Here is a 22783-nt window from a genome sequence, read left to right as displayed (position 1 = left end):
AAACTATTTAGTAAAAATTAAATAACTAAACACTATGTATGCAATTGTAGAGATAGCAGGGCAGCAATTTAAAGTTGCAAAAGACCAGAAAGTGTTTGTTCACCGTTTAAAAGAAGAAGAAGGTGCGGATGTATCTTTTGACAAAGTTCTTTTACATGCAGACGGAGACAACATTACTCTAGGCGCCCCGGCTATAGATGGTGCTTCCATTAGCGCAAAAGTCGTTAAGCACCTGAAAGGAGACAAGGTTATTGTCTTTAAAAAGAAAAGAAGAAAAGGATACCGTAAGAAAAATGGCCACCGCCAGTACCTTACTGAAATCCAAATTGGAGACATCTCTGTTTCGGGAGGTTCTTCAAAATCTGCTTCATCTTCAAAGAAAAAAGAAGAGACTAAAGAAGTTAAAAAAGCAGAACCTAAAGAAGAAACGACTGACTTGAGCAAGCACACTGTTGCTGAGCTTAAAGAAATGGCCAAAGAAAGAGGCTTGGAAGGATATTCTGCTTTGAAAAAAGCTGAATTAATCGAATTATTAAGTAAGTAACATAATTACAAAAACTAAACATCATGGCACATAAGAAAGGTGTTGGAAGTTCAAAAAACGGAAGAGAATCAGAATCAAAACGCTTAGGCGTGAAGATTTTTGGTGGACAGGCTGCTGTTGCTGGTAATATCATCGTGAGACAAAGAGGAACTGCTCACAAACCAGGCGACAACGTATATGCCGGAAAAGACCATACTTTACATGCTAAAGTAGATGGAACTGTACATTTTAAGAAAACAAAAGATGACAAGTCTTTTGTCTATGTCACTCCATTTGAAGCTTAAGCATTAAACTTCTAGTATATAAAAAAAAGCCCTTTAATTTAGTTTAAAGGGCTTTTTAATATCCATATGTTTTAGAATAAAACGCTCAAGTCTTCAACAAAAAAGTTGAGTCATCGTTAAAACCAATCGTTCCAGGGTATTCTGGAAAGCATAAGCAGTAAAGCTAAAGCGTAGAAAATAGCGATGGTTCTAAACTTTTTATTGGAAGCCAGTTTCTTTTTGTGTTTGCTGTAACCCACTGTGATAAGCACAATTGTGATGATCATGGTAAGTGGATGCTCCACAAGGTATAACCTCAAGGTGCTGTCCTGCATGACGCCTTTCATTCCTACTTCAGAAAAGGCATCAAACTTTGGACTCACGAAGTATAAAACAAGGCCGATCAGCAATTGTAAATGTGAAACAATAAGTGTGAATAGTGAAATCCTAAAATCCTGTGGCCCAAATGATTTTTTGCCCAGTGTTTTTATAATCGCGTTAAAGGTGGCTAATGCAAGTACTAAAAGGACTAAATAAGCCCAATAGGAGTGAACAATCTGAATAACTTCGTACATAGTATTTATTTATTATTTTCAAAAAGAGCTTTAAGCTCTGTCGCATTTTCTGGTTTCATTTTACCTGCCAGAACCAAGCTCAACTGCTTACGTCGTAAAGCAGCAGCAAACCTTTCTTTTTCAAGTTTGGTTTGCGGTTCTAATTTTGGGACCTCTACAGGATTTCCAGTGTCATCTACAGCAACAAACGTATAAATCGCTTCATTGGCTTTAGATCGTTTTCCGCTTTCACGGTCTTCTATCCAGACATCAATAAATATTTCCATCGACGTCTTGAAATTTCTGGAAACCTTAGCTTCTACGGTCACCACACTTCCCAGAGGAATAGCTTTGTTGAAAGCAACATGATTAACAGATGCTGTGACTACAATCCGTCTGGAATGCCTTCTTGCAGCTATACTTGCCGCTCGGTCCATCCTAGCCAGGAGTTCTCCACCAAATAAATTGTTGAGCGGGTTGGTTTCACTAGGCAAAACTAAATCTGTAAGGGTGGTTTTAGAATCTTCAGGATGTTTTACTTCCATGTATATTTTTCTGCAAAGATAGGTTTTGTCTTGTTAAACCAAGCTTAAAGTTGCTTCACAAACAACCAGGCTTCTGGATTTTCAATTCTTTTTATTTTTTTAAGCTGAGACAAAGCCTCCTCCTTTTCTAAATAACTTTCAAAAGCCACTTGGTGTAATCCGTAAGCATTTTCACCAATCATAGAAGCTTTATAGCCTTTCGCTTTCAAGAGTTCAACCTTTTTGGTAGCATTGCTTTTTACACGAAAAGCACCAGCTATAACGTGGTATTTCGGCTGGAGTGTTTCAAGCTTTGTTGTGCTCAAAGGAAGCCCTGAAAATGTATAGCTAAATTCTGCGCTTTGAATTTTATCTTGTAAGAGGGATTCAGCTTTTTGAGCTTCCGCATCATTATGCGAAATCACGTAATTGTTGTATTGATATAAACCTGCAAAACTAGCGATTCCTAAGGCAATTACACCTACTGCAGCATATTTTAGATAAGGTTTACTTTTCTTTTCTTCTGACCTTTTTTCTTCCAGGCTTGAAGTTTCAAGGGTTCTAACTTTGACATCCTCAACTTGGTCGTTTTTATTAACAACAGATTGGGAAACTTCATCAAGTCTAATTTCACCCAAGCCAAAAGAGTCGATAAAATAATTGATGTACTCGTTAGGCTCAAAAGACAATTTACCTTCTTCGTCAAGGTTAAACCTTCCTAATTGAGGGATTTCTATAACTTTTTCAAGACTTAAAGCCGTTTGAAAATCATCGACGAAAAGTTGGATTTTGTGTTTAGCGCTTTCAAAATCCATAGAATCCCCTTTGGCGATGGTTTCTGCCAAAAGTCCATCGTGATTTTGAATGGCCTTATTAAAGGTGATTTTTTTGGATGGAGGCGTGAATTTGTGAAAATCAGAATGATAGGCGGAGCTGTTTTTCTGAGTCACAAAAGCTCCAAATCCAGGTACGATAACACATTCGTATCGATATAATAGGTCTTGAATGTACTCTTCTACTCTCATACTAACAAAGTTAATTTTTTTACTTACATAAGCAACAAGCTAACTGAATTTTGAAAGCTAAATCTCTAAAACTTGAATTTTATGCCAGAATAAATTCCGAAGAAATAAGGCTGAAAGTTAGTTGTGTTACTTTTAAAGGTGTTGATTTGGTACATGAACTTAGGCTCTAAATTGAAAGACACCCGCTCAGAAAAGTTATAATCCATACCCACCCCAAGATTGGCACTAAAACTAAAGGTGTTGAGATTTCCCGCTTCACCTATACTTGATGATCGTCCATTTACATCAAAAAAGACTTCATTATTATTTAATAAAAAAGTACTCGCCCCACCTAAAATATGAACCCCTATTTTTTTATCTATAAGAGCATATTCTACTTCTAAAGGCACTTCTACAAATCCCAATTCATGATTTATAACTCCAACAGGATTTAACTTAGAGGACGTCATCACGAAAGAACTTGTTTGCGTTCTTGCGCTGGTATTGCTGTTGTTACTTGCAGAAACTAAAGAAAAATCGCCTACAAGATTTCCTTCGAGATTGAGGTTGCCTGAATTTCCCGCTCTGAAGGAAGAAGAGGTGACAGATAACATAACATCCTGAGTGTTGTACCCCATGGCAACCTGGCTGACTCCCGTTCTGATTTTTATTCTCTTATTGATAGCATAAGCTACATTTACACCATAAGACACATTAGGATTGCTTGATGTTTTCCCTTTAAGACTAGGTTCAATTGGGTTTCCACCATTGAAAGAATTCATAAAAACCGGGGCTAGATTGGGTTGAATTGCCCAGGGCTTATCTATCGTCTTATCCTCTTCCATCGCCAGTAGGTCGACTTCTTTTATCGCATCAAATAGAGATTTTTTCTTGTTTTGGATATCCTTATTGATTTCAAAAGGGGTGGAAACCACCGGTGAGTTTGAAAATAAATTTATGGAAGATCCCATTAATCGGTTGACTGTTGCAAAGGATCTATCAGCAATTCTTGTTTCCTCTGCTGAATCTGCCTCCCGGTCTTGGAGAGGAGTGCTTGTCTGTTCAAAGTTCAAAGATGATGCGGATGCCTCAAAATTGAAAGCTAAACCGCTTTCAATAGAATTTTGGTGTATTGATAAATTTTCATAAACCGACGCGAATCTATATTGAGCAGGGATAACCACAAAGGAATTTGAGGTGGATTTGATTCTTAAATTGCCCTGAGATGAAACAGAAGCTCCAGATTTTGGAGAATTGTAATAAAACGCTCCAATAGAACTAAAAATCACTAGAATCGCTGCAACTGATGCCACCTGCCACCAGAAAGGTAAGATCCTTTTAGGTTGCTTTCTCCCTGCTAATTTATCCTCAATACCACTCCAGACTTTTGGAGATGGCGATGCCTCAAAGTCTTTAAGACCTTCTTGAAATAAACGCTCTATAGATTTAGAAGTCTTCATTTAATTCTGATCCATTTTATAAGGATATCTCCCTTCATTAGTAGCCTCTGTAATGTTTCGTCGTAAAATTTCTTTTGCTCTGGATAGGTTAGATTTTGACGTTCCTTCTGAAATCTGAAGTTTTGCTGCAATTTCCCTGTGGGAAAACCCATCTAGCGTGTACAGGTTAAATACCATTCTGTATCTGTCTGGAAGATTTTGTATGCAATTCAATAGAAATTGTAAGGAATAGGTCTGATCTTCTACATAAATCTCTTCGGCTTTAAGGGCGTTTTCATTGATTAACTCAAAAACTTTTTGATTTCTATACCTTTGTAGACAAATGTTAACTGTAATTCGCTTTAACCATCCTTCAAAAGACCCTTTATTTTGAAACTGATGAATGTTTTCAAAAATTTTAATAAAAGCATCCTGCAGATTATCCTCTGCTTCTGCATAATTTCTAGAATATTTTAAGGAAATACTAAAAAGCACGTTGGCAAACATCTCGTATAGGAGCTTTTGTGACGATAAGTCATTCTGTTTACAGCGCTTTATAAGATTCTTTAATTCCATTTAGTATTACATCACGATCACATCCTTATCTATATAAGTTAAATCTCCTAAGCTATCTTTACCTTTCAAGAACTTGAATGTGAAATTTGACTCAAAGCTATTTTTAAAATCAGCCTCTCTTAAAATGCCCTCAGCCTCTTGGTTGCAGTTATCTGCCTGAGTAAATATAGTTATTGCTCTTACATAATACAAACTATCTCCCTGTTTAACAGCATCAAAACCTGAAAAAGTATGGCAGTCTGAATCTTTTCTATAGGTGATCTCGAGCGTATAGGTTTCCCCAACGAGCATAGTATCTGGAACATTAGCAGCTAAGACAGGAGATACTTGACTAAGCTGATAAAAATTATCATCCTCCGTTTCACAACTTACCAGAACAATCGAGCTTAAAAAACAGGCAATAAAGAGTTTGCTTAATAATTTCATTTGTAACTGTGTTTAAATTGAAGATGAAGAAACTGAAAGAAGGTTGCGTTATTATAAAAAAATCAGGCATAAAAAAACCGATGAGTTTTCATCGGTTTAGTAAAAATGGTTAACGTTGTCTATTTAACTTTCAGATTTCGCTATTTTAATGGCTTCTACAATTTTTACTTCCAATTCTTCCATCAGTTCTGGATTATCTTGTAGTAAAGTTTTTACCGCATCACGACCCTGACCGAGTTTTGTGTCTTCATAACTAAACCAGGAGCCTGCTTTTTTCACGATTTCGTAATCTACTCCAATATCGATGATTTCACCAACCTTTGAAATTCCTGTACCGTACATGATGTCAAACTCTGCCATTTTAAATGGAGGAGCGACTTTGTTTTTGACCACTTTCACACGGGTTTTATTACCCATCACATCGCTGTTGGCATTTTTAATCTGCGTAGAACGTCGGATGTCAAGTCTTACAGAAGCATAAAATTTTAAGGCGTTACCACCTGTTGTCGTTTCAGGATTTCCAAACATCACCCCAATTTTTTCTCTCAACTGATTAATGAAAATCACAGTACAATTGGTTTTACTGATGGTAGATGTCATTTTTCTTAAAGCCTGAGACATCAATCTCGCATGAAGACCCATTTTGGAATCACCCATTTCCCCTTCAATCTCACTTTTGGGGGTTAAGGCTGCTACAGAATCAATCACAATAATATCAATAGCTCCAGAGCGAATTAAATTTTCTGTAATTTCAAGAGCCTGTTCACCATGATCTGGCTGAGATATGATAAGGTTATCTATATCTATATTTAGATTTTTCGCATACGTCCTGTCAAAGGCATGTTCAGCATCTATAAAGGCTGCAATACCGCCGGCTTTTTGAGCTTCTGCAATAGCATGAAGCGTCAAAGTGGTTTTACCAGAAGATTCTGGTCCATATATCTCTATTACTCTTCCTCTTGGGTAACCTCCAACCCCAAGCGCCAAATCCAAGCCTAAGGAACCTGAAGAGATGGCGTCCACATCTTGCACAGCCTGGTCGCTCATTTTCATTACCGTTCCCTTACCATAGGTCTTATCCAGCTTGTCTAAAGTTAATTGAAGTGCTTTTAATTTTGCATCTTTCTCGCTGTTTTCTTTTGCCATATTATTTTGTTGAATTCATTTTATGTAAAAATAGTATTTCTTTTTAATTATTTCGACTTCCGTGACGCAACCATTTAAGTAATAACACATCTTAACTAATAAACAACACTATTTGAAGTTTTTAAGAAAAATATCATATACAAGAATGAACGGGGTGTCGATTTCGTTTATGACGGTATGTAGTTGCAAAATCGACGGGGGCTGACGTTGTTTACTTTTTGATTGATTGAAAAAATTAAAAATGTATAACAACGAATTAGCCAAACCTTGTTGTTTTTCACAACATTTTGAAAAAGCCCCTAAACACGGGGCTTTTTTATTTTCAAAAAGTAAATCATTTATTTTTAAGAATATTTAACATAAATCTGCTTTTATCAGTTTGCTATTTATAAAGTTTGATTTATGTTTGCATCATCATCTACCACTTTTCGGTGTATGATTTATAAAGAAGAGGTAAGAGACAGGCTCTACGACCCTCGGCAACCTCAACAAAGTGTTGAAAGGTGCTAATTCCTGCCCTACTAGGGACATATAAATTATAAGAAAATGAACTTGTATTTTTTAAACACCGCTTTTTCCAATTTATTCAATTTTGAATTAGTTTCCACTTTATTCATGTGCTCGCCATCTATGCGAATGCGCATGCCTATGTCGTGCTTTTCTTATATGTGCGCATAGGCTCACTTCCACAAATTTCTAAATAGCTCTAATCTTCATTTCTGAAGATGTTTCGAGCCAACCCATATTATAATCTTTAAATACCCTTAAAAAATGTCTACACTAAAATTCGAAAGTTTACAACTTCACGCAGGTCAGGAAGCAGACCCAACCACAGGTTCAATAGCAGTGCCAATTCACCAAACCTCTTCTTATCAATTCAAAAATTCAAAACATGCCGCAAAACTTTTCGGTTTGGAAGAATTTGGGAACATTTACACCCGAATCATGAATCCTACTACCGATGTGTTTGAGAAAAGAGTTGCTGCCCTGGAAGGTGGTGTTTCTGCTGTTGCAACTTCTTCCGGAATTGCAGCACAATTTCTTGCCTTAACCACCATTCTACAAACCGGAGATAATTTCGTCTCAACATCCTATGTCTACGGAGGCACTTTTAATCAGTTCAATGTCACCTTCAAAAAACTAGGTATTGATGCGCGTTTCGCCAATGGCGATGAGCCTAGCTCTTTTGAAGCTTTAATAGATGGGAAAACAAAAGCTATTTATCTGGAAACTATAGGTAATCCAGAATTTAATATTCCAGATTTTGAGGCCATTGCAAAAATTGCGCAAAAGCATGACATCCCACTTATTGTGGATAACACCTTTGGTGCTGGCGGAGCCATTGCACAGCCGATAAAACATGGGGCAAATATCGTCACAAGTTCAGCAACCAAATGGATTGGCGGACATGGAAACAGTATTGGTGGTATTCTTGTAGATGCAGGAAACTTCAACTGGGGCAATGGAAAATTCCCTGGATTCACAGAACCTTCTGAAGGCTACCACGGCTTAAAGTTTTGGGACGTTTTTGGAGAAGGCAACGAGCTTGGTCTTCCGAATGTAGCCTTTGCTATAAAAGCGCGAGTGGAAGGCTTGAGAGATTTTGGACAAGCCTTGAGTCCATTCAATTCTTTTTTATTGCTTCAGGGACTGGAAACCTTATCCTTAAGAACCGAGCGACATTCTGAAAATGCCTTGAAACTCGCTAAGTATTTAGAAAAACATCCTCAGGTAGAATATGTGAATTACCCAGGTTTGGAAAGTTCGCCCTATCATGAAAATGCTAAAAAATACCTTCGTCATGGATTCGGAGCCGTGTTATCCTTTAAGCTAAAAGCAACAGTGGAAGAAACAGATCGGCTTGTGGATTCTTTGAATTTGATTATTCATACCGCAAATGTGGGAGATGCCAAAACTTTAATCATTCATCCCTCTTCTACTACGCATCAACAGCTTAACGAAAAAGAACAAAAAGCAGCAGGGGTTTTTCCTGGACTCTTAAGAATTTCAGTAGGCATAGAACATATAGATGATATCATCGCTGACTTGGATCAGGCATTTTCACAACTTTAAAATTTAAAAAAAATGAGCTTATCAAATTTTTCAATAAACGGATCCAGTATCAATTCAACCTTATATAAAGGGACTTCAAGACAATTCAACTTTTTGGTAGATGAGCCTCATGAACTTGGGGGCGAGGATTTAGCTGCCAATCCAGTCGAATATTTACTCGCAGGTTATGCAGGCTGTCTTAATGTGGTCATCAATTTGGTGGCCAAAGAACTGGGCATAAAACTCTACGATTTCAAAATAAATATCAACGGAAATATAGATGCTGCCAAATTTTTGGGGCTAAGTGAAGAAGGTCGGGCTGGTTTTCAGTCTTTGGAGGTTTCCATTGATTTTGTTACCAATGCCACTCAGGAAAGCGTAGACTTTCTTTTGAAAAACGTAAAGCAAAGATGCCCTGTCAACGATAATTTAAGCAATGTCACCCCAATTCAGTATCACATTTCAAAATCAGCTTACAAGGAAGAAGCATATGCCTAAACTATTTAAGTATCAAAACCCTTTCGAACTTGAAAACGGTCAGAGTTTACCTGAACTTGAGTTGGCTTATAACACTTTAGGCCAGCTCAATACTGAGGGTTCTAACGTGATCTGGATATGCCATGCCTTAACCGCCAATGCGCACCCTGAAGAATGGTGGCCCGGCATTTTTGATAAGAAAAATGGCATTGATATCGATAAGTATTTTGTGATTTGCGTCAATATAATCGGTTCCTGCTACGGAAGTACCAACCCACAAAGCATACATCCTGAAACCAAAGAAATCTTTGGATTGAATTTTCCAAAGTTCAGCATACGAGATATTTCCAAAAGTCTGGCCCTTTTAAGTGATCATTTAGGAATCACTAAAATTCAATATCTCCTGGGAGGGTCAATGGGAGGAATGCAAGCTATGGAATGGGCTATTCAGGAACCAGAGAAAATCGAAAATCTGGTATTACTGGCAACGAGTGCCAAACATTCTTCCTGGGGAATTGCCCTCAATGAAACCCAGCGCATGGCCATTGAAGCGGATTCTACATTTTCTGAAAACAAAAAAGGGGCCGGAAAGAAAGGGCTTGAAGCAGCCAGAGCAATTGCTTTAGTGAGTTACAGAAATTATAGGACTTACCAAACCACACAAATCGATCAGGAAAATACGACAGATCAGTTTAGGGCGTCTTCCTATCAAAAATACCAGGGGGAAAAGCTCTCGAGACGATTTGATGCTAAAGCCTATTGGTATCTATCCAAAGCAATGGATAGCCATGATGTGGGTAGAAAAAGAAGGAGTCGTGAAAAGGCTCTGGCACAAATCAAGGCCAAAACCCTAGTGATTGGTATTCAAAGCGATCTGCTATTTCCCATAGAAGAGCAGAAATTTCTAGCCCGACATATTTCTGATTCAGCCTTGGAAATTATTGATTCTACCTATGGCCATGATGGCTTCCTGATAGAAGTTGAAACTATAAAATTACTACTACAAAAACATTTTAAATTATAACCCATGTCACAAAATTTAAGAATAGGATTGTTTGGATTTGGGAGTGTAGGTTCTGGGATATACCATGTACTCAGGAAAAAAGCCATACCAAAAATTCAAATAAAAACTATCATTGTCAAAAATCCAGACAAACCCAGATCTATAGATTCTAACCTCTTCAGTTATAAAGCTGAAGAGGTTTTAGAAGACGAAGACATCAATGTGGTTTTGGAGTTAATCGATGATGCTGATGCCGCTTTTGACATCGTAAAGCAAGCTTTAAACCGTAAAAAACACGTGGTTTCTGCCAATAAAAAAATGCTGGCTGAACATTTTGAAGAACTCATCACGCTTGCACAAAAAAAAGGCGTGAGTCTGCTTTACGAAGCTGCAGTTTGCGGAAGTATTCCTGTGATAAGAACCATGGAAGAATCTTTTGGACATGATCCACTAACGTCTTTAAAAGCCATAAGCAACGGCACCAGCAATTATGTACTCACGCGTTTGTTTCAAAATCCACAGCCTTTTGATGACATCATCACCGATGCTCAAAAACATGGCTTTGCAGAATCTGACCCGACTTTAGACATCGACGGCTGGGATTCTAAATTCAAACTGATACTCAAGAATTACCACGGGTTTGGCGTATTACATAGACCTGAGGATATTTTGAATTTAGGCATTCGTCACATCAAACCAGAAGACATTGAATTTGCCAAGGAAAAGAATTTCAGTATAAAATTGATCGGTCATTCCAAGCTGGAAGAGGGACAACTTGAAACTTACGTCGCTCCACAATTTATCTCAAATACTGAAGCCATCACCAGCATTGACTTTGAAAACAATGCCGTACAAATCGATGCTGAGTTTGCACATCAACACCTGCTCCAAGGCAAAGGAGCCGGGAGTATACCAACGGCCAGCGCCGTGCTTTCAGATCTGGTTTCTCTGCTGAAAGGCTATGCTTATCCGTATTCGAAAGTCAGTAAAGACATTCCTGAACCTGCCCGCCAAAGCCCCGAAGCCGGGTTTGATCCGGAAAAACTTGTCAAAGTCTACATCTCTTCTTACGCTAGAGAAGATTTGGAGCCTTTTCAGTTTAAAACGGAAATTCTTAAAGGAACCCAGAAAGAACTTCAGTATAAAATTGGAAAAATCTCAGTGGAAGATTTAAAAGAACAGGTGGGACAATCCTTTGCGGAGGTGTTTATCGCGGTGTTTCCAGACTAATGCTGGATTGGAGATTGAAGATTGAAGATTTGAGATTTAGGATTTAGGATTTAAGATTGGAGATTTGGGATTTGGGATTGAAAAATGAAGATTTTCTGGCTGATCAAAGTTATTGTCAGGTCGAGCCTGCCTTCTTAAGCGTAATGCAGACAGGTGCAATCGAGACCTACTTGGGAGAAGACCTCTCGACTGAGCCTGCCTGCGTTCTGCAAAATCAGGCAAACACGAGGGGACATTCTTCTCGACTTTAGATAATCCTAAGCTTGACGATGTATTCAAGATGATATGCCAACAACGAAATTTTTTTTTACAAATGAACAGATAACTGTACATCGCTTTGCCATAGATACGTGTGTTGAAACTCCTCCAAAAAGAAGCAGACGAACTGATCTCTATTTTTGTAGCATCCAATAAAACAATCAAAAACCGGCTGAACAACTTAGGACTGGACGTTCTAAATCTCAAAATCAACAATCGTTAATCAGAAATCGAATATCTCAATCCTCATCACTCCGTTTAACACCCACCTTAATCTTCCCTAAGGGAAGAAAAACACACTCAAAATGATAAACCTTAAGTCTAATTGTAGCTTTTTCCCTACTTGCATCCGACGATATCGATTATTATCGGGAGAGAGGAATGCACAATTCCGATAGGCAAAGGGTATTAACCATCAGCATAAATCTACCTCATAACAAGATTCTTAGTTTCAAATCATCATTCAGAAATCGTTAATCAAAAATCGAATATCATAAATCCTAAAATCCCTACCTTTGCACTTTATTAATTTCTTTTCACCTAAATATTAGTATAGCATGCAACTGTACAATAAACTAAGTTCAAAAGAAAGGGAACAGCTTATAGAACAAGCTGGCGAGGAACGCCTGACCCTTTCTTTTTACAAATACCACCAACTCAAGGATCCTAAAACCTTTAGAGATGATCTGTTTATCAATTGGAACCAACTCGATGTTCTGGGGCGAATAAATGTAGCTCACGAAGGCATCAACGCACAGCTTTCTGTGCCGGCGAAGAAATTTGAGAAGTTCAAAAGCTTTCTCGACAGCATTGACTTTTTGAAAGATGTCCGACTCAATATCGCCATCGAGCATTACGATAAAGCCTTCCTGAAACTCAAGATAAAAGTCAGACCCAAAATCGTACACGACGGGCTTAACGACTCCACTTTCGATGTGACCAACAAAGGTGTACACGTGGATGCGATGAAATTCAATGAACTTATCGAAGATCCCAACACAGTTCTGGTCGATATGCGCAACCATTACGAAAGCGAGATCGGTCATTTCAAAAACGCCGTCACTCCAGATGTGGATACCTTTAGACAATCTCTGGACATCATCGAAGCAGATTTGAAAGACCACAAAGAAGACAAAAATCTGGTGATGTATTGCACCGGCGGCATTCGTTGCGAAAAGGCCAGCGCCTATTACAAACACAAGGGTTTCAAAAAAGTATATCAGCTGGAAGGCGGCATCATCGAGTACGCCAGGCAGGTGAAAGACCAGAATCTGGAAAACAAATTTTTCGGGAAGAATTTCGTATTTGACGACCGCCGCAGCGAAAAGATTTCTGAAGATGTGATTGCACAATGCCACCAGTGCGGAAAAACCTGTGACACGCATGTGAACTGCGCCAACGATGGCTGTCACTTGCTGTTCATCCAATGTGAGGACTGTGCTAAAAAAATGGATGGCTGCTGTTCAAACAAATGCCAGGATATTGTGCACTTGCCCTACGAAGAACAAAAACGCTTAAGATCCGGGAGACGAGCTGGAAATAAAAAATTCAAAAAAGGACGCTCGCCGGTGTTGAAATTTAAGTAGTAGTGAACACAACATTAAGTATATTTCCCACGAGCGAGACGCTCGCTTCAGCAGGTGTTTTTTTATCATGCTAGTGCGAGCGTCTCGCTCGTACATTTTAAACTACTAAGCCGCTTGAGCTTTTTTCTGCTTTTTCTTCCTATTAGAAATATAAACCCCCAGCAAAATGACCCCACCTGCTGCTAGCTGTAAAAGGTTAAATTGCTCTCCGTCCAAAAATCCCCAAAACAAAGCCACTACTGGAATCAGATAAGTCACCGATGTGGAAAATACTGCATTGGATAACTGAATAAGCCGATTGAATATAATTTTGGCAAGCGCGGTTCCAAAAAGGGCTAAAACAGTGACATAAAGCAAAGAGGTTTGAACGGCTTCCCGGGCTAAAAATTCAGTGTTGAAAAATCCTGTAAAGGCTAATATGCCAAGAGCAAACGGAATTAATATCAGAAAGGATCCTGTTGCAATACCCAGCGCCGATATTTTTTCCAGATAGGATTTTAAAATATTGGCATTGAAGGCATACATCAAAGAAGCTATCACCGGTAAAACAGCAAACCAATAGTTCTGATTGGGATTGAGCGAAGCACCAGCCAATATCAGAAGTACAGAACCCAGCAAACCAATAACGACTCCTATAAATTGCTTTCTGATAAACTGATTGCTGAAAAATAGAATTCCGGTGACAAGCGCCAACAGTGGTACCGTTGAATTCAGAATAGAAGCAATAGCACTATCGATCTCCGTTTCAGCATATGAAAACAATAAGGTGGGAAGCATGGTACCGATGAAACCAGATATAAAGATCCATTTCCATTGCCATTTTTGGATTTGCTTAATTTTCTTGAAGCCAATAATCCCTAAAAAGATTCCTGTAATCAAAACCCGTAAAGCTGTGAGTTGCAACGGGGATAAGCCCACTAAGCTTTTTTTGATAAGGATAAAAGAACTCCCCCAGAGAAGAGCCAGAGAGAAAAGTAAAACCCACTTTAACGTATTTGCATTCAAACCAAAAATTTTTGCAAAAATGAGTTTTATTCTTTAACACTTTTAATAAAATCGGGTTAAAACTTTTCAGGCTTTGATTCTCATCAAAGCCTGAAAAATTAATCGATATCATCCAAAATTCTAGTCTGCTGAAGGATGCCAGTTCAGTAGATTCACTTGGATATTTTCATTACCCTGATTTATCAAAGATTTAAATTTTTCTACATCAGACAAACCTCCTTGTCCGCGGTAGTGGTATGGATAAACTCCCGTAGGCAAGTAGATCAATATCGCTTCTCTCGTGCATTGTATCTTTTGCAGCCGATCCAAAAACGGAAATCGAACTAACGTGATGGTTCTTGCACGCTGAAACTATTTCATCAAGCTTATTTTGAATCAATGCATCCATACTTTCAAAGATACATGAAAATTTGAATAAAATCCTACACCATACTTAATGGCAGTTAAAGTCTTGATTATAAGAACAATGGTAATTTTCTTGGGTTTCTGTTACTTTTATCATTAAGTACAACTGAAGCCTATTTTTATTTTAGCCCTTTAGTAGTTCTAAGTGATGTTTTAAATATTTTTTTAAAACAATTAAATATATGTTAGTGTCAGGAAAAAAAGCATATCTAGTAAGCATTGTATCTGAAATTTATTTTTGAGCTTCAGAGCCGATGGTGACCATTTTCCCGACGTCGGCAAAATAGTTAGAAATCTCTTCTCCAGATAATTCACAAGCAGTTTTAGCTTTAGAAATTACTCATAAAAAATTATCCCATTTAGAATAGTCTAATAAATGCTGTAAATTTCTAGCTAGCCAGAATTCAATACCTTCTTCTGTTTTTTTATGAATTTGATTCGAAGGGGTAGTGAGAGATTTTATTAATTTAGATTCAATTTTATGAAATTACGCATTTTTATTAAAATGCTACTCATCTGTTTTACATATGATTCATGGTAAAAAAAAAAGGCTTACGACCCCGAAAGCTTTTAGTTAAGCTTTTTAATTATCCAAAAATTTCGAAAAGTAAAATCGAAATAATTCCAAAGGTAAAATCAGTTTTCTCTCCACTCCAGAGTCTCTACCAAGTGCCTCATGTCTTTTTTGATGTAGTTGGCGGCAGGTAAAATGGAATCGTAATTGGGTTGTACTTCAAAATAAATAGAGCCTGTCAGAAAGTGAGAGGTGCTATCGGTCATGTAGAATTGTGCCTGAGAAGCAGCGTCACCTTCCACTTCGTAAAAATTTCCAAAGGTTCGTTTTTTTTCATTTTGATAAACACTTGCTTCTATGAGGTCTGCTTTTATGGTGTGCTTTTCAGGTAGTTTTTGGGCATCGATAAGCAATTCTCTCAAGTTGTCTTCCACAGGTGTATAAGTGAGATAGATTTTAGCATTCATCTTAGGGTAAGTTAGATTTACCCAGCAGGCTTGATCAGGATTGTCTTTTTCTAAATTTGAGAAGTCATTTTTTTCAAATGTAAATGGACAGTCCAAAGCGATTTTGCTATACTTGGCCTCTTGGTAATTAAGCGCAAGAAAACCAGAGGGTTTTGGCTGAGTATTATCGCTACAAGAGGTAATCGAGATCAAAACAAAGAGCAAGCAAATTCTAAGCATCCTCACCGGTATTTTCTTTGTTAATCTTCACCTTAAGCTGAACAATTCGTTTACTATCCAAGGCTTCAACAGTAAAATCAAAATTATTGAAAGCAATGAGTTGTCCTTTCTTAGGGAACCCTTTTGCAGATTCAAGCACAAAGCCTGCAAGCGTTTCGGCTTCTCCTTTATTGGACTCAAATTCTTCCATTTTTTCATCACTCAATTTCAGAATTTTATAGAAGTCTTTTAAAGGGGTTTTCCCTTCAAAAACATAAGTAGAGTTGTTGATTTTAGAATAAATCACATCTTCATCATCAAACTCATCGCTGATGTCCCCTACAATTTCTTCAATTATATCTTCCAAAGAAATCAAGCCACTCGTGCCGCCGTATTCGTCGACCACAATAGCCAGGTGATTTTTTTGGTCCTGAAAATCGGCTAAGAGGTCATCTAGTTTTTTGTTTTCCGGGACAAAATAGGGCTCGCGTACCAAAGCCTGCCATTCAAAATTTTCCTCTCGTAGGTGTGGTAGTAAATCTTTGATGTATAGTATTCCTGTAATGTTATCCACATTCTCTTCATAAACAGGGATTCTGGAATAACCATTTTCCATGATTTCCTTAACGACTTCATCGAAAGATTGCTCTACATTAAGCGCAAAGATATCAAGTCTTGGACGCATCACCTGTTTGGTATCTGTATTCCCAAAGGACACAATACCCTGCAGGATTTTCTTTTCATCTTTAGACGTATCGTCTTCGCTGGTGAGTTCCAAAGCCTGAGACAACTGGTCAACACTCAGGTTGGTTTTCTGTTTGCCAAACCTGGTATGTATCAGGTTGGTTATGGACCGCATGGGTAAGCTCAAAGGAGTAAGTAATCTATCCAAAACATTTAGTGGTACTGCCATAAAGTGAGCAAACTCCACATTGTTTCTGTTGGCATATACTTTAGGTAAAATCTCGCCAAACATCAAAATAAGAAAAGTCACTAAACCTACATCGATGATAAACTTGAGGCTTATGCCAAAAAATAAGGTGGAACTTTCCCCGTAAAACGCTTCGCTAATGGAGGCGTACAGCAGGACGATGGCAATGTTTATGAAATTATTGGCGATCAATATGGTAGCCAGTAATTTTTTAGGTTTATCTAGTAAATTGATAATGATTTGTTCCTGCTTGGACACATTGCCTTCTTTCACATCAAAATCCGAGGGTTTTAATGAAAAAAGAGCCACTTCTGAACCTGAGATAAGTGCAGAAGAAATGAGTAAAATAAAGAAAAATATAATCTTGATGATTTCAGTAAATTCTATCACCGAAAATAAGATGTAACTCGAGGGGTCGGGTTCCAATAGTTAAAGAATTTTTGTTTTAAAAGGGTAAATCGTCTTCTTCCTCTTCATTCACTTGTGGAGCTGCAGAAGGTTTAGAACTTGATTGTGGCTGAGGCTGTGAAGCCTCCATATTTGGCGTACTTGTCATGCCGTCTCCACCTTTTGGAGTTAAAAAGGTAAATTCCAGACATTGTATTTCTGTAGAATACCTGTCCATGCCTTTATCATCTTGCCATTTACGGGTTTTGATGCGTCCTTCTATGTAAATTTTATCTCCTTTTTTAAGGTATTTTTCGCAAATTTCAGCAGCCTTGTTTCTCACAACAATGTTGTGCCATTCAGTATTGCTTACTTTTTCGTTTGTCGCTTTATTGACGTATTCTTCATTTGTGGCCAAAGGAAAGCGCCCAATGCAATTTCCGCCTTCAAAATAATGCATCTTTACTTCATCGCCTGTGTGGCCAATAAGCATGACTTTGTTGAGTGTTCCTGCCATAATAATAAATTTATGTAAATGTAAGAAAAAGAATTATGCCAGTGTTAATTCAGATTCTATAAAATTCTGAATTAACACTGGCACAGCAAGTTGGTGTAAATCTTTTATTTTCTGAAGTTCCATTTTTTCTGAGAGTTCCACATCAGCAAGCTTGCAGCTAAGCCTTATTTCTATAAACGAAGCCATAATTTTTCTATGCGAAAGCAAGTGAACAACGGGCTTTTCATTATAAAATTTGATGCTTTTGATAGAAGACTTCTTCAATTGGATCTTTGTAAGGACATCTTCAGATGTTGGAACCTCTGGCGGATGTTCAGATTCCATAAGGGGAAATTCATAAAGTCCTTTCCAGATTCCTGCTCCACTTCTTTTTTGAACTAAGGTATTTTCTTCTGAATCTGTAAGTACCAGGTAACTGAAATATCGTTTTTTAACTTTAGTTTTCTTCTGTTTGATGGGTAATTCCTCCTGAATGCCTTTTTGAAATGCTGCGCAATCCTCTTGAAACACACAAAACATACACTTAGGCGATTTGGGTCTGCAGTGCAAAGCCCCGAACTCCATGATGGCCTGGTTGTAGGTAGATGGATGGGAAACATCGAGCATTTCTTGAGCCTTAAGCTTGAATTCTTTTACGCCTTGAGTAGAATTGATTGGGGTGTGAATTCCCAAAAAACGAGAGAGAACCCTCTGAACGTTCCCATCGACTACCGCAACAGGTTCGTCGTAGGCAAAAGAGGCAACGGCGGCGGCAGTATAGTCACCAACGCCTTTTAGAGTTTTTAAGTCTTTGTAATTATCAGGGAACTTGCCATTTAAGGTTTTACTAACATACTGGGCTGTAAAATGAAGATTTCGAGCTCTGGAATAATAACCAAGACCTTGCCATAATTTCAACACCTCATCTTCATTAGCTTCAGCCAGATCGTGAACCTTGGGAAAGCGAGAGATAAATTTCCGGAAGTAGGGTAAGCCCTGCTTGACCTGGGTTTGCTGCAATATGATTTCGCTCAACCAGATGGTATAAGGATCTTTGGTATGTCGCCAGGGCAAATCTCTGTGTTCTATCTTGTACCAATCTAACAGACGCTTAGAGAAATTCATTCTTTGTTTTTTGCAAGTATAATTCATATCCGCCTACTATTTAGAGCATTGTATTTAAATATTGTGGATTAATTACTTATATTTGCAAACTCAAAAAAAATCAAGATTAATCCTGAATAAATATTTTTGAATTATGACAAAAGCAGATATTGTAGCCAACATTTCGGACAAACTCGGCTTAGAGAAAAATGAAGTTCAAGCTACTGTAGAAACCTTTATGGATGAGGTAAAGAATTCTTTAGAAGGTGGAGATAATGTGTATCTTAGAGGTTTTGGAAGCTTTATTGTGAAGACAAGAGCAGAAAAAACAGGGAGAAACATCTCAAAGAATACAACTATCAAAATTCCAGCACACAATATTCCAGCATTTAAACCTGCCAAAATATTTGTTGAAGGAGTTAAACAAAACGTAGAAGTAAAATAATTTTAATAATCTAAAAAAACAAGCCTATGCCAAGCGGTAAAAAGAGAAAAAGACATAAGGTAGCCACTCACAAAAGAAAAAAGAGAAGCAGAGCTAACCGTCACAAGAAAAAGTAGTTAGTCACTACTTTTTCTTATTCTATACGTTCTTTGACATCGAAATTTAATGCGATTAAATTTCAAAATGACTTAAAATTGTAATCCTTTTCACTAATGAAATTACAGGATTACTTATGTATAATTATAGTCTGTAAATTCTACAGACTTCTAAAATCTAATAAGCGTGAATAAGGAATTAATAGTACGTTCTAGTTCCGACGCTGTAGATTTTGCCTTATTAAAAGATGGAAGACTCATAGAGCTCCATAAAGAAACAGAAGGGTTCGATTTTTCTGTTGGTGATATTTTTCTAGCAAAAATCAGAAAAGCTTTGCCAGGTCTCAATGCTGCATTTGTGAATGTAGGCTACGAAAAAGATGGTTTTTTACACTACCACGATCTGGGTCCAAACGTCAAAACTATGTTGAAGTTTGTGAAAAAAGCTACCTCCAATCAATTGAAAAATTTCTCTCTGAGAGATTTTCCTTTTGAAGAAGAAATCGATAAAAATGGATCGATAGCGGATACGCTACACTCCAACCAATCTGTTCTTGTACAAGTAGTAAAAGAACCTATCTCTACCAAAGGCCCAAGATTAAGCAGTGAGCTTTCTCTTGCAGGTCGCTATATTGTTTTAGTTCCTTTTTCGGATAGAGTTTCAGTTTCGCAGAAGATTGAAAGCAAGGAAGAAAAAAGCAGACTCAAACGATTAGTAAAAAGTATTAAACCCAAAGGTTTTAGTGTCATCATCAGAACTGTCGCAGAAGACAAAAAAGTTGCTGATATTGATAAGGACCTTCAAAATTTGATGAAACGATGGGAAAACATGTGCAAAAAGCTTAGCAAGGCACATCAACCCTCAAAAGTTTTGGGTGAGCTTAATAAAGCTTCATCAATATTAAGAGACATGTTCAACGACTCATTTACATCTATTAGCATAGATGATGATGTCATATTTACACAAATCAAAGATTATGTCGGGAAAATATCCCCAGACAAAGAATCTATTGTTTCTCATTATAATTCTAATGTTCCCATATTCGAAAAATATGGTATAGAAAGACAAATCAAAACGTCTTTTGGTAAAACCGTAACCATGAAAAAAGGAGCTTACTTAGTCATAGAGCACACAGAAGCTATGCACGTAATAGATGTCAATAGTGGAAACAGAAGTAATAAGGCCAAAAATCAAGAAGATACAGCACTCGAAGTCAACATGATAAGCGCAACAGAGATTGCACGTCAGTTGAGATTAAGAGACATGGGAGGTATCATAGTCGTGGATTTTATCGACATGAACAACCCAGACAACCGAAGAAAACTTTATGAGCATCTTAAAAATGAGATGAGCGATGATAGAGCAAAACACAAAATTTTACCTCCAAGTAAATTTGGGTTAATCCAAATCACAAGGCAGCGTGTTCGTCCAGAGATGAACATCAAAACTCGTGAGAAAGATCCCAATAGCGATGGAGAGATTGAAGCTCCTATTGTAATCGTAAACAAAATCAATGCAGATCTACAAAAGATCTTGAAGAAAGGAAATAAAAAGATAACGCTTACAGCACATCCTTTTATTGCTGCCTATCTTATGAAAGGCTTTCCTTCACCAAGAAGCAAATGGTTTTTTGATTTCAAAAAATGGGTGAAAATTCAGCCACGTGATGCTTACAACTACTTAGAATATCATTTTTATGACCAGGATGGTTCAATCATCAAAGTTTAAGTTGTTGAAATAATTTATTAAAACCCCATATTCCATTGAGAATATGGGGTTTTTTGTTTTTGTACTTTTGTCGGGAGAACATTACTGAAAATGCCAAAAGAAAACTTCAAAACCAAGACATCATTAACCGTAGACGAGGCTCTCGTAAAGGTGATGAATTACTGTGTGTATCAAGACCGCTGCCATCAGGAAGTTGAAAAAAAACTAGATGAGCTAGAGATGTATGAAGAAGCCAAAGCCTACATCATCACCAAGCTTATTGAAGAAGATTTTCTGAATGAAGAACGCTTTGCCAGAAGTTATGCACGTGGTAAATTCAGAATAAAAAAATACGGACGCCTAAGAATTACAAGAGAATTGAAAGCTAAAAATATTTCTGCTTACAATCTGAAAGCGGGTTTATCTGAAATTGATGAAGACGATTATTTAAAAACACTAAAAGACCTGTCTGAGCAAAAATTGAAAACCCTAAATGAGCCAAACGCCTACAAAAAAAGGCAAAAGCTTTATCAGCATCTGGCGTACAAAGGCTATGAAACAGAATTGATTTACGATGTCATCAATGATTTACTCCCTATGTAATTCTTTCTTTAACCTCTTCTCCTGACGACGGTAAGCCAATTTATTTTTATGCTCAATCCAGCGATCGCCTTTCAATTTGCGCATCATGTTTTCGACACCTCTCATGATGGTTAAATTGTAAAACGCTTTTCCCAAATTTTTCGCACTCCTAGGCAAGGTTCTTAAACTCATGGAAAATCCGGGGGTGAGATAAGTCATATTATGCCAATAGCCTTCTGGCATATACAGGGCTTCACCGTGTTCCAGATAAGCTTCGTAACCTTTGGCCAGTTTTAAAGCCGGGAATTTTTCTAAATCTGGATTATTGAAATCGATCTCGTTCAAACTTATGAGTGCGTTGGGTACTTTATAAAGAAATTTAGTTTCTGAAGGCGGGTAGATGATACAGCGCTTTTTACCTTCAAAATGAATGTGGAGAATGTTCGCAAAATCAATATCATAATGCATAAACACTGAAGAATTCTCTGCTCCAAAAAATAGAAAAGGCAACTTCTTCATAAACTTGACGCCTAAATTTGGCATCTTGAAATGCTGCTGAAGTTCAGGGACAACTTTCATCATATTAAAAAGGAAAATCCGATAACGAGTTGGTCCTTTTTTCAATAAATCCACATAGTCTTTCAGTTTCATTTGGGCATGTGGCTCGTTAAACTTGTCTTTGGCCGAAACCGGTCGGTTTTCGTATAAGGGCACTTCCACGTCCCCGGCTATGTCTTTCAAATAGGAAAGTGACCACTTCTCATAAGCCGGCCAATCCTGAGTGAGTTGTTCTATAACAACAGGCCTTTGAGGCTTAACATACTTTTCTATAAACTCTTGAGGAGAAATAGTTTTTACTCTGTCAACAGTCTGAAGATTGAGTTTTTGTTTTTGGTTATGGGTCATAACTTGCAAAAATAAACTTCATTTTGGAATTTACCAAAATCGGGTTTTTTTAAGCGGTTGCTTACTTAAGGTAATAGTATAAATTTGTACTACAAAAAAAATCTTGCAAAAGCCAACAAGCCGATATCGAACACATAAATCGTTGCAAAGACACCGTTTCGGAATCAAATGAGTCTTTCTACTATTAAACAAATGGTTTTCATTAGTCGGAAATTGTGTAAAGCTTAAAGTGCTTTACTTACGCCTTGTAGAAAAGAAGCTTTGTGCCTGAGATTTAAGCGACATTCACGGAATGAACAGTTCTGCTATTTATCAACATCTGTGAAAGTGAAAGACAGAAATCCATTAAAAACCGATAGGGATGCACAAACACTTTTTGAGATACTCTAAAAAATAAAATTTTTGAAATATTATTAAAAGTAAAATAAGCGTGATTGACAAGACCAATGAAGGGAGAA

At 37.5% G+C, this 22783-nt stretch carries 24 protein-coding genes and 1 riboswitch; of the genes, 10 read left to right on the top strand and 14 right to left on the bottom strand.

Annotated features, from left to right (window positions below; all coding sequences use genetic code 11):
* The first annotated feature begins 34 nt into the window (after positions 1 to 34).
* Together rplU and rpmA are read left to right on the top strand one after the other, a co-directional pair.
* The gene (gene rplU, locus LB450_RS02585) at positions 35 to 544 is read left to right on the top strand and encodes a 50S ribosomal protein L21 (RefSeq protein ID WP_224486295.1); all 510 of its coding nucleotides are present in this window, start codon (positions 35 to 37) and stop codon (positions 542 to 544) included.
* A 23-nt stretch (positions 545 to 567) separates the two neighbouring features.
* Positions 568 to 828, top strand: coding sequence for a 50S ribosomal protein L27 (gene rpmA, locus LB450_RS02580; protein ID WP_224486294.1), 261 nt, complete (start codon positions 568 to 570; stop codon positions 826 to 828).
* Between the two features lie 116 nt (positions 829 to 944).
* Here rpmA and LB450_RS02575 read toward each other — a convergent pair whose 3' ends face one another.
* From LB450_RS02575 to recA, 7 genes are all read right to left on the bottom strand, one after another.
* Positions 945 to 1382 (bottom strand): hypothetical protein, encoded by a 438-nt coding sequence (locus LB450_RS02575; RefSeq protein WP_224486293.1) that lies wholly within the window; start codon positions 1380 to 1382, stop codon positions 945 to 947.
* A 5-nt stretch (positions 1383 to 1387) separates the two neighbouring features.
* A complete protein-coding gene (locus tag LB450_RS02570) occupies positions 1388 to 1906 on the bottom strand; it encodes an acyl-CoA thioesterase (RefSeq protein ID WP_224486292.1) in 519 nt (172 codons plus the stop codon).
* Between the two features lie 44 nt (positions 1907 to 1950).
* Positions 1951 to 2910 carry an HU domain-containing protein gene (locus LB450_RS02565; protein WP_224486291.1) on the bottom strand — a complete coding sequence of 320 codons (960 nt, stop codon included), beginning with the start codon at positions 2908 to 2910 and terminating at the stop codon, positions 1951 to 1953.
* A 65-nt stretch (positions 2911 to 2975) separates the two neighbouring features.
* Positions 2976 to 4349: a hypothetical protein gene (locus tag LB450_RS02560; RefSeq protein ID WP_224486290.1), complete on the bottom strand. Its 1374-nt coding sequence runs from the start codon at positions 4347 to 4349 to the stop codon at positions 2976 to 2978.
* A complete protein-coding gene (locus LB450_RS02555; protein ID WP_224486289.1) occupies positions 4350 to 4904 on the bottom strand; it encodes an RNA polymerase sigma factor in 555 nt (184 codons plus the stop codon).
* Between the two features lie 6 nt (positions 4905 to 4910).
* Complete coding sequence (locus LB450_RS02550; protein WP_224486288.1) at positions 4911 to 5330, bottom strand: hypothetical protein; 420 nt, start codon at positions 5328 to 5330, stop codon at positions 4911 to 4913.
* Between the two features lie 123 nt (positions 5331 to 5453).
* Positions 5454 to 6476, bottom strand: a complete 1023-nt coding sequence (recA, locus tag LB450_RS02545) for a recombinase RecA (protein ID WP_224486287.1) — start codon at positions 6474 to 6476, stop codon at positions 5454 to 5456.
* A gap of 437 nt (positions 6477 to 6913) precedes the next feature.
* Positions 6914 to 7014: riboswitch (SAM riboswitch) on the top strand.
* A gap of 233 nt (positions 7015 to 7247) precedes the next feature.
* Here recA and LB450_RS02540 point away from each other — a divergent pair.
* The 5 genes from LB450_RS02540 (at position 7248) to trhO (ending at position 13082) form a co-directional block, all read left to right on the top strand.
* The gene (locus LB450_RS02540; protein WP_224486286.1) at positions 7248 to 8549 is read left to right on the top strand and encodes an O-acetylhomoserine aminocarboxypropyltransferase/cysteine synthase family protein; all 1302 of its coding nucleotides are present in this window, start codon (positions 7248 to 7250) and stop codon (positions 8547 to 8549) included.
* 12 nt (positions 8550 to 8561) lie between these two features.
* The gene (locus LB450_RS02535; RefSeq protein WP_224486285.1) at positions 8562 to 9026 is read left to right on the top strand and encodes an OsmC family protein; all 465 of its coding nucleotides are present in this window, start codon (positions 8562 to 8564) and stop codon (positions 9024 to 9026) included.
* On the top strand, positions 9019 to 10029 hold the full coding sequence (locus LB450_RS02530) for a homoserine O-acetyltransferase family protein (protein ID WP_262902686.1): 1011 nt from the start codon (positions 9019 to 9021) through the stop codon (positions 10027 to 10029). Before LB450_RS02535 ends, LB450_RS02530 begins: the two co-directional genes overlap by 8 nt.
* 3 nt (positions 10030 to 10032) lie before the next feature.
* Positions 10033 to 11238, top strand: a complete 1206-nt coding sequence (locus tag LB450_RS02525) for a homoserine dehydrogenase (RefSeq protein WP_224486283.1) — start codon at positions 10033 to 10035, stop codon at positions 11236 to 11238.
* An 815-nt stretch (positions 11239 to 12053) separates the two neighbouring features.
* Positions 12054 to 13082, top strand: coding sequence for an oxygen-dependent tRNA uridine(34) hydroxylase TrhO (gene trhO, locus LB450_RS02520; RefSeq protein ID WP_224486282.1), 1029 nt, complete (start codon positions 12054 to 12056; stop codon positions 13080 to 13082).
* Between the two features lie 105 nt (positions 13083 to 13187).
* Here trhO and LB450_RS02515 read toward each other — a convergent pair whose 3' ends face one another.
* The 6 genes from LB450_RS02515 to mutY all read right to left on the bottom strand — a co-directional run bounded on the left by LB450_RS02515 (position 13188) and on the right by mutY (position 18610).
* Positions 13188 to 14087, bottom strand: coding sequence for a DMT family transporter (locus tag LB450_RS02515; protein ID WP_224486281.1), 900 nt, complete (start codon positions 14085 to 14087; stop codon positions 13188 to 13190).
* 205 nt (positions 14088 to 14292) lie between these two features.
* Complete coding sequence (locus LB450_RS13895) at positions 14293 to 14475, bottom strand: nucleotidyltransferase family protein (protein WP_224486280.1); 183 nt, start codon at positions 14473 to 14475, stop codon at positions 14293 to 14295.
* 653 nt (positions 14476 to 15128) lie between these two features.
* Entirely contained in the window at positions 15129 to 15692 is a 564-nt protein-coding gene (gene gldD, locus LB450_RS02505; RefSeq protein ID WP_224486279.1) for a gliding motility lipoprotein GldD, read from the bottom strand.
* A complete protein-coding gene (locus LB450_RS02500) occupies positions 15685 to 17028 on the bottom strand; it encodes a gliding motility-associated protein GldE (RefSeq protein WP_224486278.1) in 1344 nt (447 codons plus the stop codon). The genes gldD and LB450_RS02500 overlap by 8 nt, the downstream gene beginning before the upstream one ends.
* Positions 17029 to 17047: 19 nt before the next feature.
* Positions 17048 to 17506, bottom strand: coding sequence for a single-stranded DNA-binding protein (locus LB450_RS02495; protein ID WP_224486277.1), 459 nt, complete (start codon positions 17504 to 17506; stop codon positions 17048 to 17050).
* Positions 17507 to 17539: 33 nt separating this feature from the next.
* Positions 17540 to 18610, bottom strand: a complete 1071-nt coding sequence (gene mutY, locus LB450_RS02490; RefSeq protein ID WP_224486276.1) for an A/G-specific adenine glycosylase — start codon at positions 18608 to 18610, stop codon at positions 17540 to 17542.
* A gap of 133 nt (positions 18611 to 18743) precedes the next feature.
* Here mutY and LB450_RS02485 point away from each other — a divergent pair, with 133 nt between their 5' ends.
* From LB450_RS02485 to LB450_RS02475, 3 genes are all read left to right on the top strand, one after another.
* Positions 18744 to 19034: an HU family DNA-binding protein gene (locus LB450_RS02485; RefSeq protein ID WP_164003638.1), complete on the top strand. Its 291-nt coding sequence runs from the start codon at positions 18744 to 18746 to the stop codon at positions 19032 to 19034.
* A 282-nt stretch (positions 19035 to 19316) separates the two neighbouring features.
* The gene (locus LB450_RS02480; RefSeq protein ID WP_224486275.1) at positions 19317 to 20858 is read left to right on the top strand and encodes an Rne/Rng family ribonuclease; all 1542 of its coding nucleotides are present in this window, start codon (positions 19317 to 19319) and stop codon (positions 20856 to 20858) included.
* A gap of 90 nt (positions 20859 to 20948) precedes the next feature.
* On the top strand, positions 20949 to 21440 hold the full coding sequence (locus LB450_RS02475) for a regulatory protein RecX (RefSeq protein WP_224486274.1): 492 nt from the start codon (positions 20949 to 20951) through the stop codon (positions 21438 to 21440).
* Here LB450_RS02475 and LB450_RS02470 read toward each other — a convergent pair.
* The gene (locus LB450_RS02470; RefSeq protein WP_224486273.1) at positions 21426 to 22325 is read right to left on the bottom strand and encodes a cupin-like domain-containing protein; all 900 of its coding nucleotides are present in this window, start codon (positions 22323 to 22325) and stop codon (positions 21426 to 21428) included. The genes LB450_RS02475 and LB450_RS02470 overlap by 15 nt on opposite strands.
* Positions 22326 to 22783: the final 458 nt, after the last annotated feature.

The sequence above is a fragment of the Psychroflexus curvus genome, from assembly GCF_020164585.1.
GTDB classification, from domain to species: domain Bacteria; phylum Bacteroidota; class Bacteroidia; order Flavobacteriales; family Flavobacteriaceae; genus Psychroflexus; species Psychroflexus curvus.
The sequence above is the reverse complement of the archived record's forward strand: the minus strand, read 5'-3'. Positions and strand labels throughout refer to the sequence as shown.